General features: G+C 68.0%; 7 protein-coding genes and 1 pseudogene. 5 read left to right on the forward strand and 3 right to left on the reverse strand.

What is annotated here, in order from left to right:
* Positions 1-113: 113 nt before the first annotated feature.
* Together BLW75_RS34155 and BLW75_RS34160 are read right to left on the reverse strand one after the other, a co-directional pair.
* On the reverse strand, positions 114-1658 hold the full coding sequence (locus BLW75_RS34155) for a flavin-containing monooxygenase (protein WP_241784223.1): 1545 nt from the start codon (positions 1656-1658) through the stop codon (positions 114-116).
* Entirely contained in the window at positions 1655-8602 is a 6948-nt protein-coding gene (locus tag BLW75_RS34160; RefSeq protein WP_091598874.1) for a type I polyketide synthase, read from the reverse strand. The genes BLW75_RS34155 and BLW75_RS34160 overlap by 4 nt, the downstream gene beginning before the upstream one ends.
* A 223-nt stretch (positions 8603-8825) precedes the next feature.
* On the opposite strand from BLW75_RS34160, the gene BLW75_RS34165 reads away from it, so the two are divergent.
* Positions 8826-9050 (forward strand): VOC family protein, encoded by a 225-nt coding sequence (locus tag BLW75_RS34165; RefSeq protein WP_143055388.1) that lies wholly within the window; start codon positions 8826-8828, stop codon positions 9048-9050.
* Between the two features lie 102 nt (positions 9051-9152).
* Here the strand turns inward: BLW75_RS34165 and BLW75_RS34170 are convergent.
* Positions 9153-10687 (reverse strand): annotated as a pseudogene (locus BLW75_RS34170) (ISL3 family transposase).
* 222 nt (positions 10688-10909) lie between these two features.
* On the opposite strand from BLW75_RS34170, the gene BLW75_RS34175 reads away from it, so the two are divergent.
* The 4 genes from BLW75_RS34175 to BLW75_RS43675 all read left to right on the forward strand — a co-directional run bounded on the left by BLW75_RS34175 (position 10910) and on the right by BLW75_RS43675 (position 13307).
* Positions 10910-11182, forward strand: coding sequence for a pentapeptide repeat-containing protein (locus BLW75_RS34175; protein ID WP_091598877.1), 273 nt, complete (start codon positions 10910-10912; stop codon positions 11180-11182).
* A 786-nt stretch (positions 11183-11968) separates the two neighbouring features.
* Positions 11969-12316: a helix-turn-helix domain-containing protein gene (locus tag BLW75_RS43665; protein WP_241784098.1), complete on the forward strand. Its 348-nt coding sequence runs from the start codon at positions 11969-11971 to the stop codon at positions 12314-12316.
* Between the two features lie 131 nt (positions 12317-12447).
* The gene (locus BLW75_RS43670; protein ID WP_241784100.1) at positions 12448-12639 is read left to right on the forward strand and encodes a hypothetical protein; all 192 of its coding nucleotides are present in this window, start codon (positions 12448-12450) and stop codon (positions 12637-12639) included.
* Positions 12636-13307 carry a Mu transposase domain-containing protein gene (locus BLW75_RS43675; RefSeq protein ID WP_241784102.1) on the forward strand — a complete coding sequence of 224 codons (672 nt, stop codon included), beginning with the start codon at positions 12636-12638 and terminating at the stop codon, positions 13305-13307. The genes BLW75_RS43670 and BLW75_RS43675 overlap by 4 nt, the downstream gene beginning before the upstream one ends.
* The last annotated feature ends 356 nt before the right edge of the window (positions 13308-13663 follow it).

Raw genomic sequence — 13663 nt, forward strand, 5'->3', positions numbered from 1 at the left:
CGCCGCACCAGGGCGGTTCGGGTTGAGGTCACTGGATCATGTCCCGGCATGATCGAGGTCGCCTGCCGGACGCAGACATACTTGATGGCGTAGAAGGTGAGCTGAGTCAGGTGTCAGGGAACGTGTCGCTCGCGATCGGGTACGTCAACCGGCGGTGAGCACGGTGAGTACGGTTCGTCTCCCCGCTGGAACGCATTCCGTGCGGGCAGGAATTCGTAGTCATCCCTGCGCAGGGTGCGCAGGCGCAGGCGATAGTGCAGGGTCGAGCCCGGCCAGAGGACCGTTCCGCTCGGCGAGTCGTTCTGGTACCAGTTGCGGCACTTGCCGGGGGCCCAGATCGTCCGGGCGAAGCGTGTCCGCATCTCGGCCAGGAAGCGGTCGGTCGCGTCGTGGCGCACGGTCAGGGCTCGGGCACCGGTCGACCGCGTCGTGCGGATGGCTTGGACCACGTAGCGCGCCTGTGCCTCGATGTTCGGCACGACGCTCGTGTACGGCGCGAATCCGTTCGGTCCCAGGAGCATGAACATGTTCGGGAAGTCCGGCACCGCGAGCCCGTGGTAGCCGTGCATGCCGTCCTGCCGCTTCTCCTTCAGCAGTCGGCCGCCGATGCCGGCGATTTCGATCCGGTCGAACGAGCCGGTTAGGTCGAATCCGGTGGCGTAGACGAGTACATCGGTCTGGTGTTCCCCTCCGACCGTGTCGACGATCGTGTCCGGACGGATCTCGGCCGGGCTGCCGGGCACGACGTGCACGTCCGGCCGGTTCAGCGTCGCGTAGTAGTCGGTGGAGAACAGGACTCGCTTGCAGCCCAGCGGGTAGTCCGGTGTCACGAGTGCGCGCAGCGACGGGTCCGCGATCTGCTCGGCGATCCGCCGCCGCACGATCGGCTCGGCGACGCGCAGCAGGTCCGGGCGGGTGTGGAAGCCGAAGCCGCGTTTCTCCCGTTGCAGGTAGATTCCCAGCCGGTGCAACAACTGCGCGGCGGGGAGCCAGGCGAAAAGCCGTTGCCGCCAGGCCGGGATTGCCGCGTCCGCCTTCGGCAGCACCCACGGCGGGGTGCGCTGGAAGATCGTCAGCGATGCGGCACGTTCGGCCAGGTGCGGCGCGACCTGGACCCCGGAGGCGCCGACGCCGACGAGCGTCACGTGCTTGCCCGCCAGGTCGATGTCGTGGTTCCAGCACGAGGTATGCCAGGCGCTGCCCCGGAACGTCGCCGCGCCAGGCACCTCGGGAATCCGGGGCACATGCAGGCCACCGACTCCGAGTACGAGGAACCGGCTGACGTAGGTGGTGCCGTCCGCGGTCTCGACGGTCCACTCCGCCGTGCCCTCGTCCCAGCGCGCGCTCACCACCCGGATGCCGAAGCGGATCCGCGGCAGCAGCCCGTGCCGCACCGTGACGCCGCGAAGGTACCCGAGGATTTCCTCCTGACCGGCGTAAGTCGAGCGCCAGTAGGGATTCTTGGTGTGCGAGTACGAATACAGGTGCGCTTCGACGTCGCAGGCCGCACCTGGATACGTGTTGGACTGCCAGGTGCCGCCGAGGTCCGGAGCCTTCTCCAGCACCACGAAATCGATCCCGGACCTCGCGAGTGCCACAGCCTGCCCGATCCCGGACAGCCCGGCGCCGATGATCAGTGCTTCCGTCCGGGTCGTCATCGCGTGCCTTTCCGGAGGAACTGGCCGATCTCGGGCCACAAACCGGTCCACACCTGATCTTCGTGTTCGCTGTCGTGTGCCAAGCCGGGCACGGTGATCATTTCCGCGCGCAGGCCCGCCTTCCGGACCTGGGCGGCGAGTTCTTCCGACTGTGCGAGGGGCACGATGGAGTCCGCGTCGCCGTGCACGATCAGCAGCGGTGCGTTGAGCGTGCTGACGCCGGCGAGCGGCTGCCGTTCCGGTGCGGTGAAGTAGCTTTCGACGTCGGCCGAGCTGAACCCGGAGTCCGCCGGGAGCAGCGTGCCGGGCTGGGCATGCTCGGCCGCGACCAGCACTGCCGGGTCGTACAGGCCCATCAGCAGTGCCGCGTGCAGCCACAAATCGGGACGGCGTTCCAGCGCCAGCACCGCGGTATAGGCACCGCGGCTGGTGCCTACGATGCTGATCCGTGTGCCATCGATCTCGGGCAGGTCGGCGAGATACCGGGTAGCCGCGATGACGTCGTCGACATCTCCGCCGCCCATTTCGGCCCTGGCGGTAAATTCGTGTCCGTGCCCTGGCGCGCCGCGCTGGTCCACGGTGAAAACGGCGAACCCTGCGGCGAGCAGGGGCGCGTGCTCGCTGAGGTGCGCGTAGTCACCGTCGGCATTCAACGCTCCGCCTTCGCCCGCCGTGCATACCACGACAGCCGGATGTGGTCCGGGATCCGGGGGAACGCTCAGGTGGCCGTAGATCACCAGCCCATCGGCCGAGGTGATCTCGTGTAGTGCAGCGGCCGTTTCGGGCTGTGTACGGTCCAGCTCGTCGACGAGAAGCTCGGCGAGCACGCCCACGCTGAGGCTGCGCTGCAGCCGCACCGCAGGTACCGCGACCCCGAGATGCCTCTGCAGCAGCACCCGTAGCTCGACCGCGGTGAGCGAGTCGACGTCGACCGCCTGCTCTTCGCCGAGTTGCTGCTCGGTGAGGCCCGTGGTCCGCTGCAACAACGGCGTGACGAGCGCGGGCAGCATCGACACACGATCGGCAGGGCTGGCCTCCCGCAGCCGCCTCCCGACGGACTCGTCCCCGCTATCCGTGGCGCCCACCGGGACTACGGTCGCGAACATCGGCAACGGTGCGAGCTGCGGATTCGCACGCGCCCACCGCGGCCAATCGATGTCGGCGACCGACACCTCCGCAGGCTGCGTGTGCAGCAACGCTCTCAGCTCGGCGACCAGCCGGGCGGGGGAAATACCAACATGACCGGTGCGGCGAAGGACATCGCCGACGTAGCCGTCACGGCTCACCGTGACCCCGACGTCGTCGATCATTCCCCAGCCGACGCTGGTCGCGGGAAGCCCCTGTGCGCGCCGGTAGCGGGCAAGGCCGTTGAGGAACTCATTAGCTGTGGCGTACGCGCCCGCGCCGACCGCACCCAGTTGCGCCGCGACTGACGAAAACAGCACGAAGAAGTCGAGGCTGTCGCCGAGAGTTTCCCGGTGCAGATGCCAAGCACCGTCCGCCTTCGGCCGGGTTGCCGTGAGCAGCCGGTCAGCGTCGGCGTCGGCAAGCACGACGTCGTCGAAATCGGCCGCGGCATGCAGGACACCGGCGAGCGGAGGCATTTGGGCGCGGACGTCCGCGACGAGTGCCCGCACCTGCGCGTGGTCGCCGACATCGGCCTTCTCGACCCGCACCTCAACGCCTTCGGCGGTCAAGTCCGTCACCAGCCGGTCGGCGACGTCCGTGGTGACCCCGCCGCGGCCGACGAGCACGAGGTGCCGCGCGCCTTGCTCGGCAAGCCAGCGCGCCACCGTCCGGCCGAGGCCACCGAGACCACCGGTGATGACGTAGGTCCGATCCGGCCGGACCGGCGTCTCGGGCATCGACGACGCCGGCACCAGCACCTCCTCATCGGCCATGCGCAGCACGATCTTCCCACGGTGCTCGGGACTCGCCATGGCCCGGAATGCCTCGGCGGCGTCCTTCGCCGGCCACTCGGCGACTGGCAACGGCGCGATCGCTTTCTGTTCGCAGAGTCCCGCGACCGCCTGCATGCATGCCCGGACGTCGCCGGGGCGCAGGGCCATCATCTGGTCGTAGTCGAAGGAGTGGAACGACAGTGCCCGCCGGGTCGAGGCGAGCCGCACCGCGTGGTCCGCGACGTCCCCCGGTTTGCCCAGCTCGACGAACCGCCCGAAGGTGCTCAGCGCACGGAGGCTGTGGTCGATCATGCTGCCGGGCAATGAGTTCACCACCACGTCGACGCCGGCGCCACCGGTCCAGCCCAGGACGTCGTCCGCGAACGACGACGACCGTGAATCGGCGACGTGAGCAAAGCCCTCCTGCCGCAGGAAATCGCGCCGCTGCGCACTGCCCGCGGTGACGAATACCTCCGCGCCGAGCCACTTCGCGATCCGCGCCGCCGCCAGCCCGACGGCCCCGGCGGCGGAATGGATGAGCACCCGCTCCCCGTCGCGGAGACCCGCGAGCCGGACTAGCGACAGGTGCGCGGTGACCACGGGCAGCAGTGACGCGGCCTCGGCGGCGGACAACGCGGCCGGTTTCTTGACCACGCGTACCGCGTCGAGCGTCACGTGCGAGACGTACAGGTCCCGGCTGTGCGCGAACACCTCATCCCCGATTTCGAGATCGGCCACGCCATCGCCCACCGCCACGACCTTGCCCGCGCATTCGAGCCCGAGCGACTCTCCGGAATGGCTGCCCTCGATCGCGTGCGGCGAGATCAGGCCGGTGTGCTTGAGGATGTCCTTGAAGTTGAGCCCCACGTGGGACACCCGGAGCTCGACCTCACCGGGGCCGGGCGGTCGGCGGGTGGTGGCGAGGAAACCGAGTTCACCACCGGACGACGCCAGCCGCATTGGGGTGAGGTCGGTGCGCGTGCGGACGTGGTCAAGTTCCGAGCCGTCCTCGGCCTGCTTCAACCGCCGCACATACCGGCCGTCGGGGCGGAGGGAGACTTCGTCGCCCTTGTCGTGAAGGACTTCGGCGAGCAGCGCCTCCCCGGACACGCCCAGGGCGAGATCCACTAGCCGGCATCGCAACTCTGGCCGTTCCGCGGCGACGACGCGGCCGAATCCCCACAACGAAGCCGCCGACGGGTTCACCGTGGAGATGCCCTGCGCACCTGTGGTCACGAGGAACAACGGCACGGCAGGCAGTTCCTGCACGAGCCGCAACGGTGCGGCGATCGGTGCGCACGCGGCCTCGGCGTCGATGCTGTCCACGTAAACCACGCCGCGGCAGGCCGAAGCCGCGGCGAGCACCCGATCGAGCCAGTCGTCACCGGCCGGATCCACAGCGAGGGCGCCTGCCCCGGCTGCGGCAAGGTCCCGGGTGAGCCCGGCTGCCGTGGCCGACGATCCGATGATGATCCACCGGCCGTCCGGCTGCCGCTCCGACGCCTGCGGTAGCGGTTCCGGCTGCCACACGTGCCCGTAGGCCAGCGTCGACGGCTCGTCCGCTGCTTCCGCGAGCCGCCTGGCCTGCAGCCCCCTGACCTCGGCGACGACTTCACCGTCGTCGGTCACCAGGGACAGATCGCACTCGATCCGGCCAGGCCCCGCAGCGGGGTGGCCCCGGCCATGCACCCACAGCCGGGTGGCCGGGCTGCAGAAGAACTGCAGCGCATCGATCCGGGCCGGGACATAGGTGCCGGATTCCACGCCATCGCCGAGCATCAGCGCACCGGCGATCACCGCCTGCAGTGCCGCGTCGAGCACCACGGGGTGCAGCCGGTGGCCCTTCTGCTCCAGGGTGTCCAGCCGCAGTTCGGCGAACACCTCGCGGCTCTCTTGCCGCCACCACAACCGCTCCACGGCACGGAACGCCGGACCGTAGTTCAGGCCGGTACCGCCGAGCCGCGAGTACACGTCCTCGTGCCCGAGTTCCGGCAGTCCTTCAGCGAGGACTGCGAGTTTTTCGGTACGACGTTCCGGCAGCCGGGCCTTGGCGAAGTGGCCGCGGCGCAGCTCGGCGTGCAACGTCCATACAGGATCGTCGGGCTGGGTGCGGCTGTGCAGCGTGAGCAGCTGCCGTGCCGGGTCGAAGCCTGCCCGCAGCGTCGGGATCGGCGAGGGCGCCAGCACGAGCGGCCGGTGGAACACGACGTCTTCGAGCAGGCACGGCTCGTCGTCCGGGAAGGCGGCCAGCGCGGCTTCCAGATAGCCGGAGCCGGGGAACACCACCGACTCGCCGATCCGGTGATCATCGAGGTAGGGCAGCGCCGAGGTCGACAGCTCGATGTCGTGGACCGGAGTGACCCCGGCGACCGGCCGTCCGCCGAGCAGAAGGTCAGTGGTGCCCAGCCGCTTTTCCCGCGACGCCACCGATTCCACCCAATGCCGCTCCCTCTGCCACGGATACCGCGGCAGATCGAGGTGCTCACGCGACCCCGGATGCACCCGGTCCCACGCCGGATCGGCACCGGCGGCATACCGGTGACCGAGCACGGTGAGCAGGTACTCGCGCTGGGGTTCCCCGCGGCGCAACGACGCCAGGCGGACGATGTCGTCGGCCCGGTCGGCCAGCGCCTCGTCGATCGCGGACGCGAGCACCGGGTGCGGCCCGATCTCCAGCACGGCACCGGGAGTCCAGGTGAGCACGCGCCGGAACGCGTCGGCGAACCGGACCGTCTCGCGGACGTTGCGCCACCAGTATCCCGCATCGAGTTCCGGCCCCTCGACCTGGTCACCGGTGACCGTCGAGAAAAGCGGGACTTCCGCACTGCGCGGGCGAATCTCCCGTAACGCGGCGAGCAGGGGTTCGCGGATCTCCTCCATCTGGTGGCTGTGGTACGCCACCTCGACGCGGAGTGGTTTCACCGACGCTCCCGCGTCTGTCAGCTCCCGGCTCATCGCTGCCAAGGCGTCGTGGTCGCCGGCGAGCGTTGTCGCGTACGTGCTGTTGACCGCCGCAACCGCGACGCCGGACCGCAAATACGCGGCGACCTCGTCCGCGGGCAGGTCCACGGCCGCCATCGCGCCGCGTCCGGCAAGGCGTGACTGAAGGTTCGCGCGGTGGAAGCTGATGGTGAGAGCGTCTTCGAGCGTGTACACGCCCGCTGCATAAGCGGCAGCAACCTCGCCAACACTGTGGCCCACGATGAAGGCCGGCTCGATTCCCCATGCCCGCCACAAAACGGTGAGCCCGGCCTGCACCACGAAATTCGCGACCTGCGCGTACAACGTCTCTGTGAGCCGCGACTCGGTTTCGTCGCGGCGGAACTCGTCCGCCATGCACACACCGAATTTCGCCAGCACCTCGTCGCAAGCCACGACAACCTCGGCGAAACTCGGCTCCGTCGCCAGGAGTTCACGGCCCATACCCCACCACTGCGGGCCCATTCCGGTGTACACAAAGGCATTTCCCGGCCGCGTCGCCCGCCTCGGCTCGACGGTCAGCTCCCGCAGCTTGGCCGCCGCCTCCACCGAGTCCCCAGCCACCACGAACGTCCGCAGCGGATGGTGCTCACGCTGCCGCGATGCCGCCCTGGCGACCCGCCGCAGGGACGGGCTTCCCGGACTTTCCAGCGCCGTCGCGTAGGAATCCACCAGCGCACGCAAGGCTTCCGGGCTTCGCGCCGACAGCGGCAGGAGAACCGGCCCGACCTCCGCCTCGGTCGCCGCGACCGGCTCGGATCCCGTCCACTGCTCCAGGATGGCGTGTGCGTTCGTCCCGCCGAAGCCGAACGAGTTCACCCCGGCCCGGCGCGGGCCCGCCGACTCCGGGAACGACACCATCTCCGTCGGCACGCGCAGCGGAAGCCGGTCGAATGGGATCTTCGGATTGGGCCGTTCGAAATGCAGGTTGGGCGGGATCAGCCCCTTGCCGAGGCACAGCACCGCCTTGATCACCCCGGCGATACCCGCCGCCGCCTCGGTGTGCCCGAAGTTCGATTTGACCGATCCGATCCAGTGCGTACTCGACGAAACACCCAGGACCTCACCGATCGCGGTGGCCTCGATCGGATCACCCACTGCAGTACCGGTGCCGTGGGCTTCGAAGTACCCGACGGACGCGGGCTCGACGTCCCCGACCTGGCAGGCTTGCTCGATCAGCGCGCGCTGGGCGTCCACGCTGGGCACGGTGATCCCCGGAGTGCGGCCGTCCTGGTTCACCGCCGTGCCACGCACGACTGCGTGGACGCGGTCACCGTCACGCACTGCCGCGGGCAACGGCTTCAGCAGCAGGACACCCGCGCCCTCGCCACGGGCGTAACCGTTGGCCCGGTGGTCGAACGACTTGCATCGGGCATCCGGCGAAAGGAATTGCCCCTTGGACATCAGAACCGTGGTGACCGGATTGACCATCACGTTCACCCCTGCGGCCACCGCGAGGTCGCAGTCCCCGCGGGCGAGCGCGCCCACCGCGTGGTGCAGCGCGACCAGCGACGACGAGCATGCGGTGTCGAGAGTCAACGCCGGACCGCGCCAGTCGAACGCATACGACAAGCGCGCGGCCAGCATCGTCATGCTCACACCGGTTGGCGTGGCCGAGCTGACCAGATGCCGGTTCGAGTCGGTCAGCTGCAGCGTCGCCGCGTCGAAGGTGAACCCGCCGACGTAGACACCGACATTGCCGGCTGCGGTCGACTTCGGCGGGATCCCGGCGTTCTCCAGCGATTCCCAGGTGACCTCCAGCAGCAGCCGCTGCTGCGGATCCAGCGCGGCCGCCTCGCGTGGCGATATCCCGAAGAAGCCCGCGTCGAACTCGTCGACCGGATTTCGCAGGAAACCACCCTGCCGCACGAACATCCGGCCCGGCGCAGTCGGATCCGCGTCGTAGTGGTCATCAATCCGCCACCGGCCGGCCGGGATATCACCGATCGCGTCGGTCCCGGACGCGACCAACTCCCAGAAACTCGGCATGTCCTCGATCCCGCCCGGAAAACGGCAGCCGATCCCGACGATCGCGATCGCTTCTTCCTCAACCCTTGACGCCATCAATCCGCCTCCCGACCGGCAATCCCATGCGGCGAGGATGCGCGCGCTTGGCCGCCTAAGCCGGTCTCAAGAACAGAATGCGTCCGGTCTACAGGCAATTGTGCGCGAAGAGGCAGACCATTGACGCGGTCAGATGATCTCTTACGATGCGGTGGGCGGGCGGCGGCAGCTTACCTACGACGCGCACAGGTAGCCGTACGCGCTCGTCTGCTGCGAGTGGCCAGTGGGACACCGAAGGCGCTACGGCTACCAAACCGGGGTGGTGCCGCTGAGCTGTGCTCCGTCGTGGGTGATCCGAAGATTGCTCCTGTTCGACAAGTTCACCGAGCAGCGAGTGGACATCGAAGCGGGCCCGGTCCGCCGTACCGGTGTACGCAGCACGATCTACAGTCTCCATCTGCGCGACCCTGACGGAAACCTGATCAAGCTGAGCAACTACTTCGACTGAACGGGGTTTATTCGTCATCGAGCGGACTGCTCCAGAGCATCCCCACATCTGTTGTCGCGGGACTGTCAAACGTTTGGCTCTGGCGCACTTTCGGTGGTGGTGTTAGCCGAGGAGGATGCGATGGCGCAGGAGGTTGATGCCTGCTCGTCCGTACATCTGCCGCTTGAGCAGCTTGGTCTTGGTGTTCACGCCTTCGGTGCGTCCGTTGTGGTGTTCGAGGGTGACCGCGGCGATGACGGCGTCGGTGTCCTGGTCGATTCCTCGGGTGAAGGAGCGCACGTGAGGTAGGTCTGCTTCGCGTGCGGCGGTAATCCATTCCTTCAACCGGGCGGGATTGTCCTTGTGGGGAGAGAGCAGAGCTGCGAAGGAGCGCACAACGCCTGCCAGCGCCGTCATTTCGGGGCAGGCCGCGGTCAGAGCTTGGAGTCGTTCGTGTTGCCGTTCGGTGAGATTCTCCGGCCGGGTCAGTAGCAGCCGACCGGCTCGTCGTGGTGAGAGCTGTGGGTGATCGTCGAGATGCCGTCCTTGGTTCAGGTAGCGCACGAGGAGGTTGTGGCTGCCGGTATAGCCCAGAGCGCGGATCTCGGCCAGCAGTGCGGTGGCCCCGACGGCTGGGTCTTGTTCACGGCGGGCGCGGAGGTGGTCCCGGTACGGGTCGACCATGCAGGCCCGGTACTTAGGAACCCGCTGAATACGGTCCGGGGTGGCGGCGCGGGCGTATCGCTTGACCGTGTTCAGCGCCAGACCCAGGCGGCGTGAGCAGTCCAGCAGCCCGACTCCAGCCTCGAGCAGGGTATGGATCTGCTGCCACCGCTGCAAAGTAGTCTCGGCCAGCTTTCCCTCACGTAATCCTGTGGCCGACGCCCAGCACGCGCTATGGGCGGCGACCTCCTTGCCCACGGCGTCACACAGGCCGTGCCAGAGATGCCATCGGTCGGCGACCTGGATCGCGTTGGGCAGCGCGTCCTTCACAGCCTGTGCATAGGCTGTCGAGCCGTCCCGGCACACGACCTCGACTCCTGGATGCGCCCGCAACCAACCGGCCACCACCTCGGCGCCTCGCCCGGGCAGCACGTCGATCCGGGCGCCGGTGTCGGCATTGATCACCACGGTGGCGTACTTGTGACGCCTGCGCAGGGCGAAGTCGTCGATTCCCAGCACCCGCGGCACCGCGTGATCCGGTAACGGGATGCCCATCAAGACCCGCACGGCGGTATCCCGCCCGACCGTGATCCCGAGCGCGCTGGCAGCAACCGGGCGGAGGCCCTGCCAGCCAGTTCGCGCACGACACTGCGGACCTGTTCACCGAGCCGGACGGTGCGTCGCTGGTATCGCTCGATCACGCCCGGTACCTGCTCCCGGAGGGTCTGACGCACGCATTCGGTGACAGGGCAACGCATCCGACGTATCCGCAACCTCACCAGTACCCGCCGTCCATCGACCGGCACATCCGCGGGGACCCGCTCATGGAACGCATGGACCCGGCCGGTCAGCGTCCCGCAGACAGGGCACGCCACCGCATCGCCCTTGGTCGATGCCCGCACCACGACTACATCGCCCACTTCCTCGACGCCCTCGACCGACAGCGCCGAAAGCCCCGAGAACACCACATCGACCAGCATCGTCATCTCAGACACAGATGATCATGACAGCCCAACAACCCGGCCCGGCCAGGGAACCACTGCACCACCACCGAAAGTGCGCCAGAGCCGAACGTTTGACAGACCTTCTCCAACGCGCTGATCGATAGCGGCGTCGACTTCACCGGTTCCAGTTTCGAAGAAGGCGAGATCTCGTTCGCCGGAGCGCGATTCGCCGGAAAAGCTTCCTTCGCCGAGAGTATGAGCTCAGGTGCTCGAGTGGACTTTTCCTCCGCCTCCCTCGATGGGGATGTGGATTTCTCGGGCAGCATTTTCGACGCTGACCTCGTGTCCTTCGCGGGCGCACAGTTCAGTGGTACCACGGACTTTACCGGGTCCGCGTTCATCGGCGCGACAGTCGATTTCAGTGACGCTTGCTTCCTGGGTGGAGGTGTAGATTTCACCGATTGCAGCTTCAGGGGCGGCGAGGTCACCTTTGCCGGTGCGCATTTCAAGGGTGGCACCGTGGACTTGCGCGCCCCCGGGTGGTGACGTCCATGTCGGTGTTCGACGACTGGCTGGATGGGCCACCGCCCGGCCTGCTGCTGCCCGGCGCTGCGTGACATCAGAAGACGCTTGACATCTTCTGCTCGGCCAACACACCCATGACGAACGGTGACAGGATGTCGCAGGCCGGAATGAACAGACGGCGGCCAGGGAGGGCGTGTGCCACAGTGACGTCATGGAGCACCCCTGGCGGCGGGTGATGCAACAACGCTAGTAGGTGAGTATCTTGACCCCGCTATCTCGACGGTGCCAAACGGTAAAGTCGACCACTTTGGCGACACTCTGGTTCATGTCGCGGCCAACAACCTGCACGGCTCGGTGCCTGTGCGGGGAGTGTCGACGGACAATGTTCGTATAGGCCACAATTGGGTCGATCCAGGTGAGCGCTACCGCAGCTTATTCTTGGAAGCGGCGCGAGACATGAACGAAATATTTCTCGACCTTGTACTTCGCGAGGCGGAACGCAGGAAGATTATTACACCAGAGCAATGTGAGGCTATCGGAGAAATTGAGTTCTAGAGTCGGGCTAGTGGCTCGCGTGATGAACAGTGCATGCCGCGACGGCTGGAACTGAGCCGGAGCGCTCCCCAACGGCGGTTGGTCCCGATTGGATATCGTCAGCGGACGATGATGGCGCTCTCTGAATAGGGCCAGTCCTGCTCTCTGAAATTCCCCAGTTGGGGTGTCCTATTGGCGCGTCGTTTGCGCTGGTCAGCGGCCTCGGGGTGACGGTTTCGGTGTTGATCACCGTGACCGTTGCCGGAGGCGTGGATGCTCACTCTGGAGGAAGACGTGGAGGCGCAGGCCCTGCGTGCTCAAGGCTGGTCAGTCTCGGCGATCGCCCGACATCTCGGACGCGACCGCAAGACCATCCGCCGCTACCTGGCCGGCGACGTCGTTCCAGGCAAACGCCGGTCGGCGGGGCAGGATCCGTTCGAACCATTCGTCGGCTACTGCCGCGCTCGGCTGGCCGACGACCTACATTTGTGGGCAGCGACGCTGCTGGACGAGATCGCCGAGCTCGGCTACCCAGGGCGGCTACTCGACGTTCACTCGCGCGCTGCGCCGCTATCAGCTGCGCCCGCATTGCGAGCCGTGTCAGATTTCCTGCGGCCGTGACGTCGCGATCATTGCCCACCCGCCGGGCGAGAAACCCAGTTTGACTGGCTCGAGCTGCCGGACCCACCGGCGAGTTGGGGCGCCAGGAAGCAGGCGCATCTGCTGGTCGGTGCGCTGGCGCACTCGAGCAAATGGCGCGGGTCCTGGCCGATGCCGAGGACTTCCCGCACCTGGTCGAGGCCCTCGACGCGGTGGTCCGCCTGCTCGGCGGGGTGACCCAGGTCTGGCGCTTCGACCGGATGGCCACGGTCTGCCATCCCTCGTCCGGCCGGATCACACCAGCGTTCGCGCAGGTCGCGAAGCATTATGGGTCCGGTCGATGACGTGTCCGTCGCGGCGCGGGAACCGCAAGGGCGTGGTCGAGAAGGCCAACCACTCGGCCGCGCAGCGCTGGTGGCGCACCCTCGGCGACGACGTCACGATCGCCGAGGCCCAAGCCGGGCTCGATCGACTCGCGGTCAAGCTCGACAGCCGTCGCCGGGTCCATGACGGCGAACGGACCATCGTCGCCGGGGTGGCCGCAGCCGAGCGGCTGCACGCCCCGGCGCTGATCGCGTTCCCGGCCGAGTTCGATCTCAGCCAGATCGTCACACGACAGGCACTGGTCGCTTTCCGCGGCAACTCCTACTCCGTCCCGCCCGGGTTGGGCGGTGCGCAGGTTCAAGTCCGCCACAGGGTCGGCGCGGACGTGCTGCGGATCGTCACCGACCGCGGCGCAACGGTCGCGGTCCACCACCGCGCCCCGGACGGCGCCGGGCGGGGCGTCCGCGACGACGGGCACGTGATCGGCGCTCGAACACGCCGCGATGGGCGCCTTCAGCACCGATCGGCCCTGCACTCACAAGACGCGCTGGCCGCCGTCGGCGGCGGCGTTGGCCGAAGCAGCACGACTGCGCGACCTGCCCGCGACGGGGCCCGCGGCCCACGTCGTGATCGACCTGGCCACCTACGCCGCCACCGCGGCGACGCTGGGCAGTGCACCCACCTATGAGCCCAAGGAGGACTGATCACTTGTCCGGAAACCGTTTAGGGCCACAGATGAGCGAGGCCCGCCGCTATCAGCAACTCCGCTCGCACTTCTCCTACCTGAAGCTGGACAACGCCGCCGAAGCCCTGCCCAGGATTCTGGACCAGGCCCGCGCCGAGAACCTGTCGATGACCGCGGCGCCCGACGGGAGGTCGAACGCACCGCGCCTGCATCCAGCACCGCCAGGCCCTGCGGGGCATCGCCTCCGGCAGCGGCCCCACCGGCGCCTGCGGCGCCGCTGCCGCACATCGCGGCCCCCGGGGACTGCCCGCACTGCGGCGGCCCGGTCACCATCGTCGCGCTGCTCACCACACCCGAAG

The organism is Amycolatopsis lurida, from assembly GCF_900105055.1.
Lineage (GTDB): Bacteria > Actinomycetota > Actinomycetes > Mycobacteriales > Pseudonocardiaceae > Amycolatopsis > Amycolatopsis lurida.

What these genes read in the sequence shown, in the direction of transcription:
- BLW75_RS34155 (WP_241784223.1), bottom strand. Translation starts at nt 1,658, where the DNA reads ATGACGACCCGGACGGAAGCACTGATCATCGGCGCCGGGCTGTCCGGG.
- BLW75_RS43665 (WP_241784098.1), top strand. Translation starts at nt 11,969, where the DNA reads ATGCTCACTCTGGAGGAAGACGTGGAGGCGCAGGCCCTGCGTGCTCAA.
- BLW75_RS43670 (WP_241784100.1), top strand. Translation starts at nt 12,448, where the DNA reads ATGGCGCGGGTCCTGGCCGATGCCGAGGACTTCCCGCACCTGGTCGAG.
- BLW75_RS43675 (WP_241784102.1), top strand. Translation starts at nt 12,636, where the DNA reads ATGACGTGTCCGTCGCGGCGCGGGAACCGCAAGGGCGTGGTCGAGAAG.
- BLW75_RS34160 (WP_091598874.1), bottom strand. Translation starts at nt 8,602, where the DNA reads ATGGCGTCAAGGGTTGAGGAAGAAGCGATCGCGATCGTCGGGATCGGC.